At 39.3% G+C, this 21,899-nt stretch carries 21 protein-coding genes; 7 read left to right on the forward strand and 14 right to left on the reverse strand.

The features are described from left to right. The first annotated feature begins 198 nt into the window (after positions 1-198). The 6 genes from HMJ38_RS20045 (at position 199) to HMJ38_RS20070 (ending at position 5,090) form a co-directional block, all read left to right on the forward strand. Positions 199-897, forward strand: coding sequence for an HAD-IA family hydrolase (locus HMJ38_RS20045; protein ID WP_194976227.1), 699 nt, complete (start codon positions 199-201; stop codon positions 895-897). 353 nt (positions 898-1,250) lie between these two features. Further along, complete coding sequence (locus HMJ38_RS20050) at positions 1,251-2,573, forward strand: DUF5690 family protein (RefSeq protein ID WP_194976228.1); 1,323 nt, start codon at positions 1,251-1,253, stop codon at positions 2,571-2,573. A 14-nt stretch (positions 2,574-2,587) separates the two neighbouring features. Next, positions 2,588-3,712 (forward strand): TIGR03364 family FAD-dependent oxidoreductase, encoded by a 1,125-nt coding sequence (locus HMJ38_RS20055; protein WP_194976229.1) that lies wholly within the window; start codon positions 2,588-2,590, stop codon positions 3,710-3,712. Positions 3,713-3,750: 38 nt separating this feature from the next. Beyond that, on the forward strand, positions 3,751-4,329 hold the full coding sequence (locus tag HMJ38_RS20060) for a helix-turn-helix domain-containing protein (protein WP_194976230.1): 579 nt from the start codon (positions 3,751-3,753) through the stop codon (positions 4,327-4,329). A 130-nt stretch (positions 4,330-4,459) separates the two neighbouring features. Beyond that, positions 4,460-4,765 (forward strand): nucleotidyltransferase family protein, encoded by a 306-nt coding sequence (locus HMJ38_RS20065; RefSeq protein WP_194976231.1) that lies wholly within the window; start codon positions 4,460-4,462, stop codon positions 4,763-4,765. Further along, on the forward strand, positions 4,755-5,090 hold the full coding sequence (locus tag HMJ38_RS20070; RefSeq protein WP_194976232.1) for a HepT-like ribonuclease domain-containing protein: 336 nt from the start codon (positions 4,755-4,757) through the stop codon (positions 5,088-5,090). Before HMJ38_RS20065 ends, HMJ38_RS20070 begins: the two co-directional genes overlap by 11 nt. A 25-nt stretch (positions 5,091-5,115) precedes the next feature. On the opposite strand, the gene HMJ38_RS20075 is transcribed toward HMJ38_RS20070, so the two are convergent. The 14 genes from HMJ38_RS20075 to HMJ38_RS20140 all read right to left on the reverse strand — a co-directional run bounded on the left by HMJ38_RS20075 (position 5,116) and on the right by HMJ38_RS20140 (position 20,377). Next, complete coding sequence (locus HMJ38_RS20075) at positions 5,116-6,939, reverse strand: purple acid phosphatase family protein (RefSeq protein ID WP_194976233.1); 1,824 nt, start codon at positions 6,937-6,939, stop codon at positions 5,116-5,118. Between the two features lie 238 nt (positions 6,940-7,177). After that, a complete protein-coding gene (locus tag HMJ38_RS20080) occupies positions 7,178-8,332 on the reverse strand; it encodes a baeRF3 domain-containing protein (RefSeq protein WP_194976234.1) in 1,155 nt (384 codons plus the stop codon). A 383-nt stretch (positions 8,333-8,715) separates the two neighbouring features. After that, complete coding sequence (locus HMJ38_RS20085; protein ID WP_194976235.1) at positions 8,716-9,426, reverse strand: SIMPL domain-containing protein; 711 nt, start codon at positions 9,424-9,426, stop codon at positions 8,716-8,718. A 51-nt stretch (positions 9,427-9,477) separates the two neighbouring features. Continuing rightward, a complete protein-coding gene (locus tag HMJ38_RS20090; protein ID WP_084123185.1) occupies positions 9,478-9,777 on the reverse strand; it encodes a type II toxin-antitoxin system RelE/ParE family toxin in 300 nt (99 codons plus the stop codon). After that, a complete protein-coding gene (locus HMJ38_RS20095; protein ID WP_084123186.1) occupies positions 9,762-9,989 on the reverse strand; it encodes a hypothetical protein in 228 nt (75 codons plus the stop codon). Before HMJ38_RS20095 ends, HMJ38_RS20090 begins: the two co-directional genes overlap by 16 nt. 290 nt (positions 9,990-10,279) lie before the next feature. After that, entirely contained in the window at positions 10,280-11,128 is an 849-nt protein-coding gene (locus HMJ38_RS20100) for a prephenate dehydrogenase (protein ID WP_194976236.1), read from the reverse strand. A gap of 30 nt (positions 11,129-11,158) precedes the next feature. Further along, positions 11,159-12,301 carry a pyridoxal phosphate-dependent aminotransferase gene (locus tag HMJ38_RS20105; RefSeq protein ID WP_194976237.1) on the reverse strand — a complete coding sequence of 381 codons (1,143 nt, stop codon included), beginning with the start codon at positions 12,299-12,301 and terminating at the stop codon, positions 11,159-11,161. Further along, entirely contained in the window at positions 12,301-13,116 is an 816-nt protein-coding gene (locus tag HMJ38_RS20110) for a prephenate dehydratase (RefSeq protein WP_194976238.1), read from the reverse strand. The genes HMJ38_RS20105 and HMJ38_RS20110 overlap by 1 nt, the downstream gene beginning before the upstream one ends. Positions 13,117-13,215: 99 nt before the next feature. After that, entirely contained in the window at positions 13,216-13,455 is a 240-nt protein-coding gene (locus HMJ38_RS20115) for a hypothetical protein (RefSeq protein ID WP_194976239.1), read from the reverse strand. 465 nt (positions 13,456-13,920) lie between these two features. Further along, complete coding sequence (locus tag HMJ38_RS20120) at positions 13,921-15,156, reverse strand: 3-phosphoshikimate 1-carboxyvinyltransferase (RefSeq protein WP_194976240.1); 1,236 nt, start codon at positions 15,154-15,156, stop codon at positions 13,921-13,923. A 61-nt stretch (positions 15,157-15,217) separates the two neighbouring features. Continuing rightward, positions 15,218-16,252: a 3-dehydroquinate synthase gene (gene aroB, locus HMJ38_RS20125; protein ID WP_194976241.1), complete on the reverse strand. Its 1,035-nt coding sequence runs from the start codon at positions 16,250-16,252 to the stop codon at positions 15,218-15,220. 333 nt (positions 16,253-16,585) lie between these two features. After that, positions 16,586-17,683 carry a chorismate mutase gene (locus HMJ38_RS20130; protein ID WP_194976242.1) on the reverse strand — a complete coding sequence of 366 codons (1,098 nt, stop codon included), beginning with the start codon at positions 17,681-17,683 and terminating at the stop codon, positions 16,586-16,588. A 416-nt stretch (positions 17,684-18,099) separates the two neighbouring features. Then, complete coding sequence (locus HMJ38_RS20135; RefSeq protein WP_228780168.1) at positions 18,100-19,197, reverse strand: bifunctional 3-deoxy-7-phosphoheptulonate synthase/chorismate mutase type II; 1,098 nt, start codon at positions 19,195-19,197, stop codon at positions 18,100-18,102. Between the two features lie 49 nt (positions 19,198-19,246). Next, positions 19,247-20,377, reverse strand: coding sequence for a TonB-dependent receptor (locus HMJ38_RS20140; RefSeq protein WP_194976243.1), 1,131 nt, complete (start codon positions 20,375-20,377; stop codon positions 19,247-19,249). Positions 20,378-20,579: 202 nt separating this feature from the next. Here HMJ38_RS20140 and HMJ38_RS20145 point away from each other — a divergent pair, with 202 nt between their 5' ends. Then, the gene (locus HMJ38_RS20145; RefSeq protein WP_194976244.1) at positions 20,580-21,758 is read left to right on the forward strand and encodes a proline dehydrogenase family protein; all 1,179 of its coding nucleotides are present in this window, start codon (positions 20,580-20,582) and stop codon (positions 21,756-21,758) included. The last annotated feature ends 141 nt before the right edge of the window (positions 21,759-21,899 follow it).

Consider the following 21,899-nt stretch of genomic DNA (forward strand, 5'->3'; position numbering starts at 1 on the left):
AATTAAAAAAATACATTTACCGTAGAAGTCCCATTGAAATAGTAATAGAATTAACAGAAGGATAATGATGTTTTTCATTGTTGAAAATATACAAAAGTTTATTTTTGCTAAACATGAACTGAAGTTCTATTCAATAATCAGATTAACCCATTCATTTTATCCCATTCCATCATTTTCAATCTACGCCCATTCAGAAATATGAAAAAACCGATAAAACTGGCAGTCTTTGACATGGCAGGTACCACTATCAAAGATAACAGTAACGTTGCTGCTGCATTTCAGGAAGCATTTCTTCATCATGGTTTTGAAAAGGTTACTTTGGAAGAAGCCCAGGAAAAAATGGGCTATCCAAAACCTCTTGCAATCAGAGATATTTTATCCAAAAATGTGGCAGAAGAAAGTGAAATAACTGATGTATTGGTAGCTGACATCCACGATGATTTTGTCAAAAACATGATTGAATATTACCGGAATACTCCCGGTATTTCCGCCATGGATGATGCGGAGGAAGTCTTTGCCGAACTCCAAAAGATGGGAATAAAAATAGGATTGGATACTGGGTTTAGCAGGGACATTACAGATGTGATTTTGGAAAGGATTGGATGGAAAAACACTCCTTTAATAGGCATTACTGTATGTAGCGATGAGGTTGAAAGAGGCAGGCCATATCCTGATATGATACAGGCAATGATGAAAAAATTCGGAATAACCGATCCCAAAGAAGTAATCAAAATTGGTGATACAGAAGTAGATGTGAATCAGGGACATAATTCCGGATGTCTTATGAGTATTGCCGTGACCACGGGTGCATTTACAGAAACCGAATTACGAAAGCATCATCCTACACATGTGGTGCATTCTTTAAGGGAAGTGGTGGGTTTGGTTAAGGAGATGTGAGACGTGAGATACAAGACGTGAGACATAAGACATAAGACGTAAGATATAAGAATCAAAGCTTGCCCCGAGTATCGGGGAGCCAAAAAGCGAGAAACGAGAGGCGAGATTAGGTTAACCTTTGAGGTCTTTTTCCAGACCTCGAAGGTTTTAATACTAGAAAAAAGTCCCAAAGTTCTCATGGAAGCGTACTCCTAAACTTCAAGACCTTCGATACGCCGCGGCGCATCAAAGGTCGGGACTTACAACCTTTGAGGTCTTTTTCCAGACCTCGAAGGTTTTGACCAAGGAGGTGGGATACACGACTTTTCTGCTGGCAAAGCCGAGAATTATTAATAAAAATTATAATACTTTCCATGCTCTACATTCCCTCCATCAGCAAGCGACTGGCCAAAAGCAGTAATTTTACGATGAGTTTGTTTGCTGCAAGTATGGCATTCTTGACTTACAGCAGCATGTATGCATTTAGGAAGCCATTTGCCGCGGCAACCTTTGAAGGGGAAGTGCTGTTCGGGATGGATTTGAAGGTATGGTTGATTTTGGCCCAGACTTTTGGCTATATGGCAAGCAAGTTTTACGGTATCAAAATGATCTCGGAACTGCGCCCTGAAAAAAGAGCCATTCTGATTTTATCTCTAATTGGTATATCATGGCTTGGCTTGCTTGGATTTGCTATTTTACCGGCACCTTTCAATGTATTTTGTTTCTTGATCAATGGATTCCCGTTGGGTTTGATCTGGGGATTGGTTTTTCATTACCTGGAAGGAAGAAAGTTCACAGAAATGATGGGCAGTATCCTGGCCGTCAGTTTCGTCTTTTCTTCAGGTTTGGTCAAAACCATTGGCAAGTACCTCTTGGATGAATGGCATGTCAGTGAAAATTGGATGCCTTTTTGGACGGGTGGTCTTTTTGTACCCCTACTATTGATCGCAGTGATTCTTTTGAACCAAACCCCTGCCCCCTCAGAACAGGACATTTCCTTGCGGTCGGCCAGAAAGCCCATGTCCAAAGCCGAGAGAAAAGCATTTTTCAATGCCTTCAAGCCCGGGATTATCATTTTGGTTTTGGTCTATGTTGTATTGACTGCTTTAAGAGACCTGAGGGATAATTTTGCTGTGGAAATCTGGGAAGCATTGGATATAGTAGTAAGCCCTGCACTTCTCACCCAAACTGAAATTCCCATTACCTTGCTCTTATTGTTTTTGATGGCTTCCTTGGTTTTGGTCAAAAACAACAAAATGGCCCTTTTCATCAACCATTGGATCATTATAGCTGGTCTTGGTTTGGCGGTAGTCTCGACCATTTTACTGAAAATTGGAATCATCTCCCCTTTTTATTGGGTAGTAGGAACGGGTACCGGGATTTATATGGGTTATATTCCTTTTAACTGCTTGCTTTTTGAAAGATTGATCGCTGCATTTCGTTCCGCTGGTAATGTTGGGTTTTTGATGTATCTGGCAGATAGTTTTGGATATTTGGGTTCGGTGGGGATTGTGACCGTCAAGCAATTTGGCATTTTGGAAAATATGAGCTGGTACAATTTCTACTCACAGGTAATCCTCATATTTTTGAGTCTGAGTGTAGTGCTGATACTTTATACGCTCTTTTATTTTAAAAGAAAATTAAAACAGCCAGTCACTTTAACTCGCGAAGAAGTCATCCTGAAAACAAGCTTTTAAACCAATTTCAAAAAATGAATCAATCAGCAATTGTAATAGGTGCGGGAATAGTTGGACTTGCCATCACAAGAGCCTTGTCCAATAAAGGCTGGAAGGTGAAAGTCATTGAAAAAAACCCAAGACCTGTGGGTGCATCTATCCGGAATTTTGGAATGGTTTGGCCTGTTGGTCAGCCCCAGGGAGAGACTTTTGACAGGGCAATCCGGTCAAGGGAGATTTGGTTGGAAATGAGCAAAAAGGCCGGGTTTTGGACAGAGGAAACAGGTTCCCTTCATCTGGCTTACACTGAGCTCGAAAATGAGGTGATCGCTGAATATGTCCATGCCATGCAGCATCTCAAATCTGCCCATCACCTGAACCCCGAACAAACAAAAGCTAAAAGTCCTGCTGCCATTATCCAAGGTTTGAAAGGAGCACTTTGGACAGAGGAAGAAATGATTGTGGATCCAAGGGAAGCCATTTGGAAAACAGCTGATTATTTGGGGTCTCAAGAGAATATCACATTCGAGTGGAATAAAACTGTTTCCCTTATAGACAGAAACAAAGTCTTTTCAGGTAATGAATGTTGGGAAGCTGATTTGATTTTTGTCTGCAGTGGAGCTGATTTTGAAACCTTATATCCGGAAGTTTATTCAGAAACTCCAATCAACAAATGTAAACTTCAGATGATGCGTTTGGTCAAGCAACCCGAAAATTGGCGTATCGGTCCTCCACTTTGTGCAGGCCTGAGTTTTATCCACTACAAAGGTTTTCATGTCTCTCCTTCTTTGTCGAAATTGAAAACCGTTTACGAAGAACAATATCCTGACTTGTTGGAATTGGGCATCCATGTCATGGTATCCCAAAATGGCTCGGGGCAATTGACCATTGGCGACAGCCATGAGTATGGCCTGCATTTGGATCCTTTTGACCGACAGGATATCAATGATAAGATTATTGGATTCTTGAAGACTTTTGCTGCTTTTAAAGACTGGACCATGGAATCATCCTGGCACGGGATTTATCCAAAAATGACCAATGGCGCAACAGAATTTATCCATCAGATTGATTCCCAAACTTGGATTGTCAATGGTTTGGGAGGTGCAGGAATGACGCTGTCTTTTGGATTGGGGGAAGAGGTGGTAGAAAGAATTCTTTAAATCTTTAGACAAAAAAAAATTTACGCTTATTTTTCAGGATGGAAAATGAAATATTGGTTCAGATCAGCCAAAAAATCAAAAGTATCAGAAAAGATAAAAACCTGACCATACAGGAAATCGCAGACCGGGCGGGGGTGACGAAAGGCTTGATATCTCAGATAGAAAATTCAAGGACCATTCCTTCTCTTCTGGTATTGATGCAGATTATAAAAGGTTTGGAAGTGGATTTGAATTTTTTTTTCAATGACCTGAGTCTGGACGGCAGGGAAGCACCCATATTGGTCTTAAGGAAAGAGGAGTATCAGAAATTTGAGAAAGAATCTGCCTCAGGCTATCAGTATGAACGTATTTTTACCCGAAAAATCAAAACCGGGGCGGTGGATTTTGTATTGCTTGAAATACAGCCCGGATCTGAAAGGGATTTTGTAACAACCGATGCATTTGAATTCAAATATATCCTTCAAGGTTCAGTCAAATATATTTTCAGAGATACTATCGTAGAATTGCATGAAGGGGATTCCATGCTTTTCAATGGCAGGCTGGAACATAACCCGGTAAATGAAGGTATCGTGCCTGTAAAAATGTTGGTGGTCTATTTTTTTGAGAATTTGGAGTAGTGGTAAAATATTTAAGTAGATATTCCTTGATAACTTGCGCACGCGAAATTTTTCAAAATCAACCAAAAGGGTTTATTTCAAATTAAGCCCTGAGCAATTTTAGTATATTTGAATTGTAAATATCAATCCAATGGTAGATTTGATTAAAAATAACAAAGAACAATTAATTAAGCTTTGCCAAAAATATGACATTCAAACCATGCATGTTTTTGGGTCGGCTTCTACAGATCAATTTAATGAGTCAAGTGATGTGGATATTTTAATTTCTTTTCTGGAAATTCCAATTGAGAAATATACAGATAATTATTTTGGGCTCCATGAAGATTTAGAGCAGTTATTTGGCAGAAAAGTGGATTTGATTACTGAAAGATCCTTAAGTAACCCATATTTTATCAAAGGAGTAGAGAATACCAAACAGTTACTTTATGCAGCATGATGTCAGAAAATATCTCTTGGATATTTCCACCTCTATTGATTCAATTAACGACTTTATTGGAAACGACAAAAACTTCAATGATTATGAATCAAATAAGTTGGTTCGTCGGGCGGTAGAAAGGGAACTAGAGATTATTGGTGAAGCAACCAATCGTATTTTAAAAATTGATTCAGATATTGATATTTCCGATGCACGTAGGATTGTCAACTTGAGAAACTGGGTGATTCATTCTTATGATAATGTAGACAATATTCTAATTTGGGGAATTATTTCTAAAGACCTCCCCCTCCTTAAAAATCAGGTTGATAGATTACTTGAGAGATGACTTTGATGAAGGTTATTCCTCAATACTATTCATCTTTTTCAACTTGGCAAAAATCAATCAAACTCCCATTTAAATCATAAGTCCTTAATTCAAGCTTTTCACCAACAACCTGAACGGTGCAGTAATGGAATCCCCTGAAATTCTTGGCTGCAAACCAGGTTCTTGTCGGGGCATTGTCCTCTAGGTTCCCACCTGTACCACCTGCTTGGATATAGGTCACCCCATTTTCCACATCAACCTTTCCCCCTTTGATCGGATGAGATCGCATATAAGTATGTAAATGTCCATAAAAAACCATATCCACTTGCTGGCTTTCGATCAAATCAACTAAACCCTTCAATTGTTTATCACCTTGATTGCCTGGACCTGCCCAAGTATCCCCATAATCATCTTCATCGGAAGTATAGGGCGCATGGTGCAATACCACAAATTTCCATTTGGAACTGCTAATATTCAATTCTTCCTCTAACCAGTTGTATTGTTCCCCACCGACTTGTAATTCCTTTTTCAGATTACTGTTGAGCATCCAAAATGACGCTTCCCCATAATCAAATCTATAATATCCCTTTTCACCTGTATGAGGATGGTATTGGCTGTACCAAAAAAGATCAGCATCGCCATTTCCTGGCACTGTAGCTATTGGTATTCGGGATGTCAATGGCCCGATTCCCTGAAAATACTCCATCGTCCATTCAAACTTGTGGTCTTTTTTGCCTCCGTCCGTCAAATCCCCAAGATGGATCAAAAAATCAGGACGTTCATCCCACAGCATCTCCCCTACCTTGTGATTGATGTGAGGTCGGCTTTCGGTATCGCTGATAATCCCGAACATAAATGGTTCGTTTTTAGCCTTTACAGTCTGAAAAGTAAGAACCGGTGTAATAATCTTTTCACCTTGATTGGATTCAAGTTCCACCTGATAATAGTACGTTGTTCCCGGCTTTAATCCGGTCAATTCAATCGAATGAATGGTAGTTTCATTTGATGGGATTATTCTCTTTTCCTCTAATGGAATTTTTTCTCCAAAATAAATGGTGGCTTTGGAGGATTCTTCGGCTTCCCAAACTATTTGAACAGCATCTTCCTGAATATGGCTTAAGTAGGGTCCTGCCATCAAGTGAAAATCCTCTGGAAACAGTTTTCCCAAATCGATCTGACTTTCGATTTTATCAAACCTTTCTTTGATCATCGCAGCATCCAATGCACCCTGATAAATGGCAATCTGCTTCAAAAAATCCTGTAATTGCATGTAAGGTTCATTTTCCAAAAAAGACCTCAAATAAAAGTTACTGGGATTTTTAAAAATATTATAGTCCAATTCCATGGCCTTCTTTCCTTGAACAAAAACAGTGGATTTTATACCATCAAAGTTAATGATGATATGTGTCCAGTATTTTTTGAAATAGTCTGCGGGTTGGCTTGTTGAAATCCAATTCTCACCCTGTTTGCCATTAAGTTGGATTTTGTTATCGTAGATTTCAAAAATTACCTGTGGTGAAGAATCATCTGTCCAAATGGCTTCCATTCCAATTGGCTGATTCACATGGTCAAGCATTAAAAATTCAATCGCAAAAGGGCTGGTGAAAAAATCCTTTGAAGCATCAAATGGCTTATATACCCCAGAAACAGGCTGATTAATTCCAGTAGAAGGGGCCTTAAGAATTTGTTGGTCAACCCTCAAATCCTCCAACTTTTTGAATTTTCCTGTTCGCGTTTTGGCATTTCTTGGGAGATCTGTTTGGTTCCAAAACCAAAATTCCACCACAGGTTTCTGAGGAGGATCGACTGTCAAATGAGGTGTGAAGACCTGTGTAATCAGGGTAAACCAAAATATAACAATTGCCATCATTAATAGATTTTATGTTTAGCAATACTAAAATAAAATCTGAATTTAATGATGAATAAAATGTTAAGTAAGTATCAAGAAAAAGACCGGGCCTAGGGTTCAAATCCATTTAGATTTGAACCCTAGGCCCGGTCTTTATAAATTTTAGATAATGTTAGGTACGATTTCAAACTGTTTTTTCCTAAGTAAAATTATTCCTGCTTTAGCTTTCGTAACTAACTTTTTAAAGTCGGAGGAATGATCAATACCGATAAATAGCAGCCAATCCGGTTTCCGTAGGAATTTTCTCTGCTGGCATTACGACAACTTTACCTCCCATTTTAAGAACCAATTCACCCATGTCATCCAAAAGATCATCCACTCTTGGGTTATCTATATCTTTTTTCTGGGTGTTTCCGGTCTCAAGGTTAGTTATCCTTGCCGCAATCACTTTATCAGATTCCAATAACAAGGTATCAATTCTTCCTTCTACTGCTGCAATGGCCAATTCTTTATAATCATCACTGCCCTTTCCGTCAGCTCTCGCCTGTTCAAATTTCTCCACCCATATATCCAATGTCTTTTGGTATTCAGGTTCCATAACCTCCCAAGCCAATTCTATCAATTTCTCCTCCGAAACTGATTTAGGGTTAACTTTAATGCCATGGGACAGAAGCGAGGGATTTTCATTTAACTTCTGAAAAAGATTATGGTGTTCTGGGAGGGCAGCCAAAATGAGGGGCAATCCCGAAGGCTTGGAGTAATTCTCATGAATTGACTTTTCGATTTCTCTAAAAAAGCGCTCTGCGTCAATATCTGTTTCTTCCTTTTTACCACCATGGCCATGGTGCATTGAAGAACTTTCTCCGCTGCTTCCACCATAGGAGGCTACAGTAGTATGTTTGTCTGTCAGTTCATGGCCAAGTGCTTCTTCTATGGTTTTTGGAACATCCTTTATCAGATCAACTTCAGTAAGATAATGTCTGTTACCTTCATATAAGGAAATTTCATGCAAACTCAATCCCAAAACGTGAAAACGATCCACGGATTGCAGGTATTTTCGAAGTGGTTTAGTGTGAAAACTGTCTGCAACTATTGCGAGAGGTTCCACAGCTACTTGTAATTTTACGATTTCCATGACGCTGGCTGAACTGAATACAGCCAATCCTTCAAGGGTCAGGTTCCAAATTTTGGGATCGTCAATCAGTTCTTCCAATGGTGCCAAAAAATCCTTGGTTTCATCATTGGTGAATTTTTGGAGTAAAGAAGTCTGGATTTCTTTCAAAAGATTTTTGTACCTGATGGGATCCTGCTGGTTTTCAGGATGGCTCCTGTGCGTTGGCATGTAAAGGGAAATACAGGGTTCTTCATTTTTTGACAAAAGTTGCTGAACCAATTTTTCGGTAAGTAATTTCATGGGATTTGGCATTTATTTCAATAAATGGTGATAAACAAAAAATAAAGTTGAATTCCACAAACCTAATCAGATCGCAAACAGTAACTGTTACATTAATATTCAAAGTTATTATATAATTCCTAAGCTGCTCAAATGAGCATTACTAATTAAGTACTGGAAATTATTTTTGAATGATGTAACCATACAAGTCTAAAAAACCCGCATTCGAACATGAATGCGGGTTTTTTTATCTGAATTAACCTGATTTTTATATGTAATGATCCCAAACTAAACTACAGCTGGTCAAAAAAAGATTCATCCCAACTTCGGACATCCAACTTCCCTAATTTCAATCAATCATACCGATAAAAAAAGAGGTTACTGGCTTCATCGCGTAAATCACATTACCTCTTAAACGTAAATGACACCAATACCTTATCAGTCAACTTTTGTTCCTCAGGGCTGAAAGTGGGCTCCTGACGGGATTCAGCCGTATCCATAGCCATCATGGTTTTTGCCTGTCGCATCACAGGATAAAGGTTGTTGCCTCCAGAAGTATAGTTCACTCTATGAACCTGAATATTCTGGATTCCCAATGATTTGGCAATAATATCGGCTTTTGATCTTGCATCCGCAATGGCCAACTCAAGTAATTTCTGTTCCGAAGATTTGTGAACATTATCCGAGATATTGAATTGGATATTGAAACCCATGTCCGCTGTTTGGTGCAGGCTTTCGGTGATTTTGACCAGGTCTTTGTCAATGTTTCTTACCCTGACTTTTATAGTTTGGGAAGCTACATAACCACTGTCGCGGGAAGTTCCTTTAGTGTAAACCCTATTCACACTGACATAGTAATTGTCAACTGTAAAGTCGTAATCCTTTACCTTGGTTTTTTTCAGGGCATCTTCGATGGATTTTGTTTTCTTGTTCAAAGCATTGGTTACATCTGCGACCTTCATGGCCTTTTCCATCAAATTAAGATGAATAATGGCTTCATCGGGCATAATGCTGATTTCACTGGTACCTTCCACATCAATCAATGGAATATTTTCCTGAGCGAAGACTATAACAGCAGATAGTAAAAACAGGGCTGTGATTAGTAGCTTTTTCATAATATTGGTTTTTTATTATTTAACGGTAGATTCAAAATTTGGGCCAGTTTTTTATGAAAATGGATTACCCTCAGGGTCTTGTCTCATATCCCAAAAATTCAATATGACTAATTGACCTTTATAAATTCCGTAAATTATTTTAAAGTATTTCAAAAAATTCAAGCTTCTCACCCCAGGGATTTCAGACTCCTTTCCAATCAAAGGATTCTCTAGGATAAATAGAATCCTTTGATCTAATTCTTCCTTGATTTTGATAGGGTACGAGTAACTTTGGGTCCTATTTTTCCAATAATCCAGAACATTAAAAAATTGGTCTTCAGCTTCATCTGTCCAGATTACTCTTTCATCCATTTTTCAAACCTGTTATCAATTTCTTTCTGTGTCTTTACTTTGCCTGTTACAAACTGGTCTTTAGCCTTCAATATAGATGACATTTGCTTGTCCGAAAAAACAGCATTGTCTTCTTGAATTTCTTTTTCAAGGAATTCAAAAATTCTACCTAATAGACTATCATCATCAGTCTGCTCGATCAGTGTAATTATTTTTTCTTTTAAAGTTTCCACTATTAATTCTTAAGCCAATTTGTTGTTTGAATATACGGAATTCTGGCACTAGACAAAAATATAACAATCGTTTATTTTCAATCATATAACTAAGTTGTCTAATATAAATGGCTAACCCATTTAAATAGGATTGATGTTCTATAGATTTTGGTCAAAACTTAAACCAGTTTTTTCAGGATTCAGTTTTCAGAAGGAATTAAAGGGAGTTAGAATACCCTGCGAACTGAGAACTACTGCAAACTGAGACTGCCCACTGCAACTGAAAACTACCTACTGCCCACTGAGACCGCCTACTGCCCCAAATCCAAAATATCCCTGATTTTATTCACTTTGCCCATTTCATTGGCCAATCCCTCATAGTCATCCGCAATGATTTTATCTCTAAACTTGGAAAGACTTGCAATGTAAAGACTCATGGCATCGAGGATGTTCTTTTTGTTTTCCTCCATTATCGGTGCCCACATAGCAGGTGAGCTTTTGGCCAAACGTACTGTGGACGCAAAGCCTGAACCTGCCATATCGAAGATATTTTTTTCATCTTCCATTTTATCCAACACGGTCTTGCCCAACATAAATGAAGAAATATGGGACAAATGGGATACGAAAGCCAAGTGCCTGTCATGTTCCTCAGGATCCATAAAACGTAACTTCATATTGAGTGTCTCCAAAATCTCGTAGGCCATTCCTTTGAGATGAATATTGGTTTTTTCCATCTCACAGATGATAAATACTTTTTTGTCCAACAGATTTTCCTGAGCCGCTTTTGGACCTGAATACTCCGTACCTGCAATGGGGTGACCTGCCAAATACTGCTCTCTTTTGGGATGATCCGCTACAGATTTACAAAGGGCCTCTTTGGTTGATCCAAAATCCATTACCAAGGTATTTGGACCTATTTCATCCAAAGTTTTAACTAAAAGTTCAGATAAGGTATTTGCGGGTGTAGCCAATACAATCACATCTGTATCCATATCGGGTTTTTCTTTGGCTTCCTCAATGATTCCCAAGGCTATGGCGTCTTCCTGGTTTTGTGAATTTGAATCGTATCCTGTGAATTTTATTTCAGGTTTTGCTTTTTTAAGAGCCAAAGCAAATGAACCTCCCAAAAGACCAAGCCCGATGATGTGTATTTTTTTCATGTTTACAAAAGTAATAGTATGGTTAGATGATTAAATTCTATTGATAGCTTCTTGGATAGCTTTTTCATGGACACAGAGTGAAAATCTTACATATCCCTCCCCTTCTTTTCCAAACACATGGCCGGGAGTAGCAAAAATATGGTGGGTATAAAGTAGGCTGTCCACAAATTGATCTGAACTTTGTCCTTCGGGCAGTTTGGCCCAGACAAACATCCCTGCTGTGTCTTTCTCACAACTCATTCCTAATTTTGCCACCAATTGCCAAACGAGTTTTCTTCGCTCCGAATATGTTTGATTCAAGTGCCGATACCAATCTTCTCCCAAACCCAATGCTGCAATAGCCCCTTCCTGTATCCCCAAAAACATGCCGGAATCCATATTGCTTTTCACTTTGGTGATTGCCTGAATCCATTCAGCTTTTCCAGCAAGCATCCCTACACGCCAACCTGCCATATTGGAAGTTTTGCTCAGGGAGTTGAGCTCTAAGGCAATATCTTTGGATCCTTCAATCTGGAAGATGCTTTTGGGATTGTCTTCCAAAATGAAACTGTATGGGTTGTCGTGTGCGATGATGATATTGTGTTTTTTACCAAAGTCTATCAGCTTTTGGAATATTCCTATGTCTGCCTTGGCTCCTGTAGGCATGTGGGGATAATTTACCCACATGATTTTGACCTTGCTTAGATCCCGCGTTTCCAATTCTTTAAAATCAGGATACCAATTATTTTCAGCCTTCAATGAATAATAAATCGGAGAAGCTCCCAACAATTTTGTCACAGAGGTATATGTCGGATATCCGGGGTCAGGGATCAATACTGCATCCCTTTCATCCAGAAAAGTCATGGAGACATGCATAATTCCTTCCTTGGAACCCATGAGTGGAAGTATCTCCTCTTGGGGCAATAATGAAACTTGATAGAATTTGGAATAAAATTCCGCAAAGGCCTTCCTAATAGCAGGAATACCTTGATAATTTTGGTAGCCATGGGTTTTGGAAAGAGAAGCCGTTTTGTATAATGCCTCCACTACTGTTGGATGCGGGGGTAAATCGGGACTGCCGATTCCCATATTGATGATGGGCTTTCCTTCGGAAATCAGTTGATTGACTTCTTTGAGTTTCTTTGAAAAATAGTATTCCTCCACCTGAGCAACTCTTTTTGAAAAAGGCATCATTATTTCCTGTTTAGGTATTCCCCAAAGATTTTGACTTCCCCAAAATTATTGTTTATTTCTTGGATGGCCCTTTGAAAAGCAACATAATCTTCAAATTGTGTATCCATGAAAAATGCATATTCCCAAGGTTTTTCAATGACAGGTATAGATTGGATTTTGCTGAGGTCCAAACCATATTCGCTCATCATGGTAAGCAATTTGGCCAGAATACCTTTGGCATTTTTCACAGTAACTTTGATAGAAGCTTTGTTTGGTATAAAATCCAAATCCACATCATCTTTTTGAAGAATGATAAATCGGGTAAAATTATTTTTGACCGTTTGAATGTCTTCGGCCAATATTTCCAAGTCATAAGTTTTTGCGGCTGTTTTACTTGCAATGGCACCAATTCCCAATAGCTTTTCTTCTGAGATTCTTTTAGCGACTGAGGCTGTATCCACATCATCTATCAATTGGATGGCAGGAAGATTCCCGAAAAACTTTTTGCATTGCAACAGGGCCATGGGATGGGACCTGACTTCCAAAAGGTCATCAATCTCTTGACCTGGCAAGGCCATCAGATTATGTGAAATGGGCAGGTAGTACTCATCTTTGATGCGGAGATTGTACCGGTCTATCAATTCATAATTTGGTAGGATAGCACCTGCAATGGAATTTTCTATAGCCAAAACCCCAAAACCTGCCTCACCTTTACTGACACTTTTGGCAACTTCCTCAAATATCCGAAATCCCAAAATTCCTGCATCCGCCCCAAAAACATTGAGTGCTACCTGATGATGAAATGAACCGGGAATTCCTTGAATAGCTATCTGCATAGGGTCAAATATTTTAAGGTAGAATTAGATTAACATCCTGAATTCTCTCAAAATGCTTTCTTCTGAAATAATCAAAAAGTACAGAAGTATCCAAGCAAATTATTCTGTCCTCCATTGGTTGATTAAGTCTCTTGCTTCCGATATTTTCTCCAACTCTTCTTTAGAAAGCGTCGGGCCCTGTAAAAGCAGTTCCCTTAAAATTTCACTTTTCCTTTTTCTCTGATCCATTTCCAAAGTTTTTTGATCGAGAAGGACTTTGACCTCTACCAATTCATCAGGTTGAAGACTATTGATGATCTCCTTTAATTGATCTATATTTTTTTCTAATGACACACCCATATCTAAATATACGGAAATTTACATTTTTGATTCTAATTTTGTGTTTAACAACCTTCTTCTATTTCTTAACTATTGGTTCTAAAATCTCGCATCCCCAATACTCGGGGCAATCCTTTACCTTCATCCCTCATCCTTTATCCTTCATCCTTTCCCCTCTTATTTCTTGGCTCTCATCTTTCCTGCTTCATACCCCCCCCCCTCGTCCTTCTCGAGATTGCCACGTCGCACGAAGGACTATTTAAAATATCTAAGTTTGTCAAGTGCTCCCTACCAAAATCGGCAGGCAGGCTCGCAATGACGCGTGTCTCAACCTTCATCCCTCATCCTTTCTCCTTCATCCTATCCCCTCTTGGTTCCTGATTCCCCGATACTCGGGGCAGGCTTTGATTCTAATCTCTCGCTTCTCGCTTCTCAACCCTTCCCTTCAGGAAAAACCTTCGAGGTCAAAAAAAGACCTCAAAGGTTTCAACGTCTTGGTTCTTGTGTCTTGCGTCTTGCATCTATCAAAGCAACATGCTTCCAAAAACTCGGATAAGATTTATTGACCACTTCGGGGTCTTCTATAAATACATTGGTCTTGGTCATCAGCGGCATAAAGGCCATGGCCATTCTATGGTCGTCATAGGTATGGATCCGGACTTCATGGGGCATTTGAACCGATGGAATCAAAGTGAACGCTTCATTTTCACCCTCCACTAATTCGGCATTGAAGCTTGCCAATTCCTGCTGCAAAGCATAAATCCGGTCAGTTTCTTTGATCCTAAGGCTTTCAAGTCCGGTAAAGACTGACTTTTGGCCAATAATGGCACATGTCACCGCCACAGTCTGGGCCAAGTCCGGGCAATGAGTAAAATCCCAAGAAGCCAAGCCTTTGACTTTTTGTTTGGTCAACTTTACACCACCCGATTTAAACTCACTTTTTACACCTAACTTATCCATAATTTCAACTATGGCTGAATCTCCTTGTAGACTATTTTCTTTCAATCCCTCCAAAAACAACTCGCCTTTATCCGCACAGGCCAAAAGACTGAACCAATAGCTCGCTCCTGACCAATCACTCTCTACAGAAAAAGCAGTAGGTTGATAGGACTGATTCGGAATTTTAATCCTGGTATCTTCCCAAGTATAGTTAATCCCAAATTGCTTCATCAACTGCAGGGTCATCTCTATATAAGTCCTTGATCCGACTTTTCCTTCCAATGTAATCTCCAATCCTTTTGGAAGCAAAGGTGCTATCATCAGCATGGCTGAAATATACTGACTGCTGACATCACCCCGGATGCTCACTTGATCATTCAATTGTTCCGCCATACCATGAATTGCCAAAGGAGGAAATCCTTCCTTGTTCATGTAGTGAATCTCCGCACCAATATGCCTTAAAGCATCAACTAATATCCCAATAGGTCTTTCGCACATTCTTGGGGTACCGGTCATGACCTTGTGCTGATTGGTCACTGCAGCGTAGGCTGTCAAAAACCGCATGGTGGTTCCGGCATCGAGTACATCAAAAATAGCCGGATTCTGCTTCAATAACCTGATCATGGTCTGTGTATCTCTTGCCTCAGCCAAATTGGTAATGGTATTTTCACCTTCAGTCAGGGCGTCTATGATCAAGACCCTGTTGCTTTCACTTTTGGAGGAAGGCAAGGAGATTTTGGTGGGTTGAAAAGATGTGATTTGTTGTAAATATTGGGCAGTCATTCGGTTTGAGGTTAATTTGAATTGGATGTGGCATTTTCTCTGGAATTCAGGCCGCTTCTGACTATAGGCCTGTATAATAATGAATAGATTCAAAAATCTCCTCCACAGTCACATTGAAGTTATACTCACATTTTCCGATTTGGGTCAATAAGGAAAAATTGAGGGTTTTCCCTTCATTTTTTTTGTCTTGGCTACAGAGGGCGACTATGGCTGGAATATCTTGGACAGGGAAATCAAATTTTCCAAAGACATCCATCAACATTTTATTTATGATCTCCAATTCAGAATTTGAAAGACCTGATTTTTTGACTGATAGATAGGACTCACAGATCATCCCGATAGCAATGGCTTCACCATGCAACAGGTGTCTGTCAGAATCTAAATAATAAGACTCAAAAGCATGCCCAATCGTATGTCCAAAATTGAGTATTTTCCTTAATCCGGATTCTTTGGGGTCCTTTTGGACCACTTCCTTTTTGATACTCACTGATTTTTCAATGATTTCTCTCCAGTTCTGATTTTCCCAACCTTCTGTTTTAAGACAACCAAAATAATTGGCATTCTGGATCAATCCATGTTTGATTACTTCTGCATAACCCGACCTCAATTCTTCTTGGGGAAGTGTCTTTAAAAACACTTTAGAAATCATCACCGCTTCCGGTTCAGCAAAGACCCCAATATGGTTTTTGAAACCATTGAAATCCACTCCCAACTTACCACCTACACTGGCATCCACCTGGGAAAGCAAGGTGGTGGGGATATTGATAAATCGTACACCCCTTTTGTATGTCGCCGCACAAAAACCGCCCATGTCCCCTGTGACACCTCCACCAAGGTTGATGATCAATGCTTTACGGTCAAAGGCTTCATCTGTCATCCATTGCCAGATAGCAGAACATGTCTCCAGGTTTTTGTGGGTTTCTCCTGCCGGAAAGGAATACTGACAGAACCTTTCAGGTAAATGATCCTTAATGACCGGAAGACAATGAATTTCAGTATTGGTATCTGTGATGATCCCTAACTTGGAAAAACTTTGATTTGCCAGGTAGCTCTTGAGATCCTCGGCTATGGAATTAGAAAATATGATTGATTCCAAAATAATTTATTTTTAATGGTTACCCGCTTCTTTGCCAGTAACCCAATATTCTACAAAATACGTGACGGAAGACCGAAGTCGGAAGACCGATGTACCGGTCATTTCAGTCTCTTGGTGAGAATTATATTGAATTACCATTTTACTGGCATCATTGCGTAGATATTTTGTTTTTCTAACAATTTAAAATACAAAGCAAAAGTACGAAAATACCCAGTCTGATATCGCTATCCTCCCTAGTAATCCCGTACTTTTCTTCAACGACACTTTACAAATCTCGGAAAGCTACAATGTTCTTTTTACTTGGTACTTGGTACATCGTACTTGGTACTCTCCTCACTTCTTCACCGCCGCTGCTTCTCTCAATTGCTTTTCCTGTCTTTTCACGGACTCTTCGTGAATACAGTATAGCAATTCCTTCATGAATTTTTCGCTGAGATTTTTCTCCACACCTTTTTGGGTTCTGGACTCCATCACATATTTCCATCTGTCTGATTGGAATACAGTCAGGTGATGCTCTCTTTTATATGAACCAACTTGATCTATCAATGAGAATCTTTCCTGCAGAATATCCAACAACTGATCGTCCAAATGGTCAATAGCGTTTCTCAAATCATTCAATCTTTCACTTGGATTTTCTGCCCCAATCGTATCTTTAAAGTCAATTTGGGACAAGATATTTTTCAGCGCTGCCGGAGTCACTTGCTGTTTTGCATCAGACCAAGCATTGTCGGGGTCATGATGGGTTTCAATCATTAAACCATCCAGACCAAAGTTAATTGCCCGCTGCGCTGTCTCAAGAATCCCTTCCCTGTTACCCACAATATGGCTAGGATCATTGATGACTTCCATCCCTTTCCACTCTCTCTTCAAGTGGATGGGCATTGACCAATTGGGCTTATTACGGAATCTTTTGTCATAAGAATCTGAAAAACCCCTGTGTATAGCGGCCAACTTATTGATGCCCACGGCATGTAATCTTTCCAACGCACCAATCCAAAGTTGAAGATCCGGATTCATGGGGTTTTTGACCATTACAGGTATATCTACTCCTCTTAACGCCTCAGCGATTTCCTGAACTGCAAATGGGTTAACGGTAGTTCTTGCACCGATCCATAAGACATCTACATTGTGCTTGAGTGCCATTTCTGCATGGGCAGCATTTCCGACTTCGGTGGTGATAGGGATATTAAGATGATGTCTAACAATTTCCATCCATTTTAGACCATCTTCTCCAATGCCTTCAAACATACCGGGCCTTGTCCTAGGTTTCCAAATACCTGCACGAAACATATCAGGAATCATATTTTCTTTTTTCATTTCGATGCAGACTTTTTCGATTTGTTCAGGGCTCTCCGCGCTGCAAGGACCGGCAATGATGATGTGGCCTTTAAGTCCTAATCCCCAGTCTTTGGTTTGTAAGTGATCTTTCATATTCAAATTGGTTTAAAATAAAAAACCCGACTCTTTCGAATCGGGCTCTTATATGGTTTGTATTTTTTATTCTTTTACCAGACAATAGGCAGCTCCGATTCGACCTTGAAGACGAAAGTAAAAATAAAAGAAGGTAAAATATGCGAAGGCTGCGATTAACATGTTTCAAATGTAAAGGCCACTTTTTTAAAAACAAATTAATTTTTGAATATTTTTCTGAATTTTATTCAAAGATTACACGATTGGTTATGAAATCAGAAACTATACATTAGAAATAAACTGAATACCAAATATAATTTTGAAAATATTATGATCGGCTTTGGGGCTTTGTAGGAAATCGGTGATTGAACTTGCAGGATTATGGCACTGGATGTTTAAGTTTAAAAAATGATAGTCTGCATAATTTGATTTAAAAATCAACCCTTAATATTGGGATAGTCAATTCTTTCCTTGACTTCAGTTTGTTTTTTAATGGATTCTGTATGGATCAGCTGAAACAGGTCTTTGGCAAAATCGGGATTGAGTCTGAGTGCCTGTGCCCATTCCGGTCTGGTTTCAAATACTTTCTTCCATCTTTCCCTTTGGAAGACCGTTACATTATTTAATTTTTTATATTCACCCGCCTTCTCCACCAAACTCATTCTTCTGCTCAAGATTTCCAGAAGCTCCCTATCCACATCATCAATCTGCTCCCGTATGAGTTCCAACTGCGATTGAAAAATCGGATTGTCAACATCCACCTTTCTGGTTTTCAAGGCTCTTAATAATTGTCCTAAATCCGAGGGATGTAGTTGTTGGAAAGCGTCTGACCAAGCCTTTTCCGGATCGATATGAGATTCAATCATGAGACCATCAAAATTAAGATCCAAAGCCATTTGAGCAATCTGCGGAATCAAATCCCTCCTGCCACTGATATGGGAAGGGTCATTGAGTAAAGGGATTTCGGGTAAATAGGTTTTCAATCCCAAAGGAATTTGCCACATGGGGCTATTTCTGTAAGTCTTGTCATTGAAATTTGAAAAGCCTCTATGGATGGCTCCTAGCTTTTTTATTCCAGCTTGATGAAATCTTTCCAATGCACCGATCCATAATGCAAGATCCGCATTGACCGGGTTTTTCACCAATACCGGCATATCAACCCCTTTGAGACTGTTAGCAATTTCTTGTACCGTAAAGGGATTTACTGTCGATCTAGCTCCTATCCAAAAAATATCTATTCCAAATTTAAGCGCCTCTTCCACATGTATGGGAGATGCAACTTCGATGGCGAATTTGACCTTATATTTATCTTTGACTTCTTTGATCCATGGTAATGCTTTGGCACCTACTCCCTCAAAACTATTGGGGCGCGTTCTGGGTTTCCAAACCCCTCCTCTAATAATTTTTATGCCTTCACTCACCAGGGCTGCCACGGTCAGATCCAATTGTTCAGGTGTTTCCACACTGCATGGACCTGCTATACAAATAGGCGCTCCTAAACCCAAATCCCAATTATCAAATGATGAAATATCCAAATCTTTCTGTTTACATCCTACTAACACGTATCAACGGGGACTTGTTGTACTATTTGAAAATAGAATAGCCTAAAGTCCATTCAAAGAAATCTGCCCTTCCCTTATGTGCTTTAATGGTCAATCCGGCGAAAAGATTGTTGTTGAACCTGTATCTCAGGCCAACTCTTTGGTAAAACCAATTCCATTCACCATTGAAATCATTTCTATGTAAATAAACCCCCACACCCATTGGGGCGTACAGGTTTTCGGTCAATAACCATTCCCAAGATCCAAAAACCGCAAATGAATTGGCATCCCAAAAAGCTGATTCTCTAGGCTCGACAACTCTTGACTCCCAATTTCCTGAATAAAAATGTTCCAACCCCAAGCCAAATCGATACTTATAGGAAAACTCCCTGAGGACATGAATACCTGTTCCAAGCTTAAAATGGTTTACATCACCTACAAAATATTCCTTTACACCCGGGGCGACATGGAAATGAATGGCGGTTCGACCCTTGTGCTCCGGGATTTCAATATCTGAAAAGTCCTTATCATGTTCCTTTGTCAATCTGTATTGTAGGCCAAGGGAAACGGGAAACAAGTTGATACCTGAATTTGGCAAACTGGATGCTCCATTTGAAAAATGTTTAAAACCGAAAGTTGATGAAATGGCAGTTCGGTCACTGATGTTGTAGGCTGCCCTAAAACCAAGATGTGCGTATACATTCCGGTAAGATCCAATAAAGACATTGATCGGATTATCAGCAGGATTAAAGGGATTGAAATTATAAGATAATCCGTAGGATGCAAAATAGCTGAATTTGACAGCTCGGTTATTTGGATAGCTAAATGGCATGTTCAAAAAGAAATACACCGCATTGGGTTCTCCAACATTGGCATTATGAAATGTCGCAGCATAAATTCCTACACCAAAGGTAGGAAACCTATAAACCTTTGAGTACAAAGACTCCGAACCCTTCCTAAAACCCAATCTAGCATCTACTCCAAAATAAGAAGAACTGTTTCTGATTTGTTCACCGAAGTCAGTACCATTTCCCAACATGGGTCCTCCCTCTGCACTTACATCAAGATATTTTATAAACTTAGGCGAATTCTTCTTGAGTTCGCTATAATTCTGGGCATGAATACCGTAAGCAGAAAACAATAGGGCGATAACAAAGTAGATTGATTTGTTCATTTTCAAAATTGATTTGAATGAGGCTTATAAAATTATATCAGTAGAAAATATCCTATTTAAACAAAATAAAACAAGTAATTAGGCTATCCCGTACCAAAAATATCACGGAAATTGATGTAAACAAATACCCTTTTTCTTTTACCAAACAAATACTATCCCCATGGAGTTTTTTTGATATATTTGCGCCACAATTAGAGCTCCCATGCCAGTCAAACCCAATATTTCTTTCGAAAACCTGGAAGTTGCCTTTGCTTCCAAATCAAATAGAGATTTAAAGAAAATGTATCTCATCTTCGCTACCATCAACAACAATGTGGCGGTAAGTGTGGGAACTAAAATGGCAAATTGGGCTTTTGCTTTAAAATTGCCCATCAAAGGCATCATGAAGAAAACGATGTTTGGGCATTTTTGCGGAGGAGAAGATATTGAGGATTGTCAGCAAGCTGTGGATGTCCTTGCCAAATATAAAATTCATACTATCCTGGATTATTCAGTTGAAGGTAAAGGTGATGAGGCAAGTTATGATGCCACTAAAAATGAAATTCTGAGGACGATCGAAAGATCGGCGGGAGATGACAATATTCCTTTTGCTGTTTTTAAGGTAACAGGATTAGGTGATTACCGCATCATGACCAAAATCCAAGAAGGGAAAAAACTCAATGAAAAGGAATCCGTTTCCTTTGAAAAATTAAGAAACAGGGTAGATGCTTTATGCCATGCCGCCTTCAAGGCCAACACAAAAATACTTGTGGACGCAGAGGAATCATGGTTTCAGGATGTTATTGATCAAATGGTCTATGAAGCCATGGAAAAATACAACCAAAATACATGCATTGTATACAATACTTATCAGATGTACAGACATGACATGTTGGAAAGGTTGAAGAAAGCCCATCAGATTGCAAGCAAAAAAGGATATTTGCACGGTGCTAAGTTGGTAAGAGGTGCTTATATGGAAAAAGAAAGAGACAGAGCGGAAGAGAAAAAATATAAAAGTCCCATCCAACCAACCAAAGAAGCATCTGACAGGGACTATAATGATGCCTTGAGGTATTGTGTGGAACATATTGAAAATATGGGATTGGTCTCCGGTTCCCATAATGAACATAGCAATATCCTGCTCACCGAATTGATATCAAAATATGGTATCAAACCCAATGATGACAGGGTGTACTTTGCCCAGTTATATGGGATGAGTGATAATATTTCCTACAATCTGGCCAATGCAGGTTACAATGTAGTAAAATATGTTCCGTACGGGCCTGTAGAAAAAGTTATGCCTTACCTTTCGAGAAGGGCTGAAGAAAATACTTCCGTTGCAGGTCAAAGCAGCCGGGAGTTTGATTTGGTGAAGCGGGAGATTGCAAGGAGGAGGAAGTAAGTTGGGTTTTTGCTTTGTAGCAAATATAATCGTTTTCATTTGTCTGGAAGTTGGAAGTCCGAAGTAGGAAATCCGATGACCGATATAAAATTCCTGTTTTAAACAAAAACCCCTGTTTTGATGTGGTCAAACTAAAATCAG

Origin of the sequence: Aquiflexum lacus (assembly GCF_015476655.1) — a bacterium.
Classification (GTDB): domain Bacteria; phylum Bacteroidota; class Bacteroidia; order Cytophagales; family Cyclobacteriaceae; genus Aquiflexum; species Aquiflexum lacus.

Coding starts and splice junctions, on each gene's coding strand:
- HMJ38_RS20045 (WP_194976227.1), top strand. CDS start 199: ATGAAAAAACCGATAAAACTGGCAGTCTTTGACATGGCAGGTACCACT.
- HMJ38_RS20050 (WP_194976228.1), top strand. CDS start 1,251: ATGCTCTACATTCCCTCCATCAGCAAGCGACTGGCCAAAAGCAGTAAT.
- HMJ38_RS20055 (WP_194976229.1), top strand. CDS start 2,588: ATGAATCAATCAGCAATTGTAATAGGTGCGGGAATAGTTGGACTTGCC.
- HMJ38_RS20060 (WP_194976230.1), top strand. CDS start 3,751: ATGGAAAATGAAATATTGGTTCAGATCAGCCAAAAAATCAAAAGTATC.
- HMJ38_RS20065 (WP_194976231.1), top strand. CDS start 4,460: ATGGTAGATTTGATTAAAAATAACAAAGAACAATTAATTAAGCTTTGC.
- HMJ38_RS20070 (WP_194976232.1), top strand. CDS start 4,755: ATGCAGCATGATGTCAGAAAATATCTCTTGGATATTTCCACCTCTATT.
- HMJ38_RS20075 (WP_194976233.1), bottom strand. CDS start 6,939: ATGATGGCAATTGTTATATTTTGGTTTACCCTGATTACACAGGTCTTC.
- HMJ38_RS20080 (WP_194976234.1), bottom strand. CDS start 8,332: ATGAAATTACTTACCGAAAAATTGGTTCAGCAACTTTTGTCAAAAAAT.
- HMJ38_RS20085 (WP_194976235.1), bottom strand. CDS start 9,426: ATGAAAAAGCTACTAATCACAGCCCTGTTTTTACTATCTGCTGTTATA.
- HMJ38_RS20090 (WP_084123185.1), bottom strand. CDS start 9,777: ATGGATGAAAGAGTAATCTGGACAGATGAAGCTGAAGACCAATTTTTT.
- HMJ38_RS20100 (WP_194976236.1), bottom strand. CDS start 11,128: ATGAAAAAAATACACATCATCGGGCTTGGTCTTTTGGGAGGTTCATTT.
- HMJ38_RS20105 (WP_194976237.1), bottom strand. CDS start 12,301: ATGATGCCTTTTTCAAAAAGAGTTGCTCAGGTGGAGGAATACTATTTT.
- HMJ38_RS20110 (WP_194976238.1), bottom strand. CDS start 13,116: ATGCAGATAGCTATTCAAGGAATTCCCGGTTCATTTCATCATCAGGTA.
- HMJ38_RS20115 (WP_194976239.1), bottom strand. CDS start 13,455: ATGGGTGTGTCATTAGAAAAAAATATAGATCAATTAAAGGAGATCATC.
- HMJ38_RS20120 (WP_194976240.1), bottom strand. CDS start 15,156: ATGACTGCCCAATATTTACAACAAATCACATCTTTTCAACCCACCAAA.
- HMJ38_RS20130 (WP_194976242.1), bottom strand. CDS start 17,683: ATGAAAGATCACTTACAAACCAAAGACTGGGGATTAGGACTTAAAGGC.
- HMJ38_RS20140 (WP_194976243.1), bottom strand. CDS start 20,377: ATGAACAAATCAATCTACTTTGTTATCGCCCTATTGTTTTCTGCTTAC.
- HMJ38_RS20145 (WP_194976244.1), top strand. CDS start 20,580: ATGCCAGTCAAACCCAATATTTCTTTCGAAAACCTGGAAGTTGCCTTT.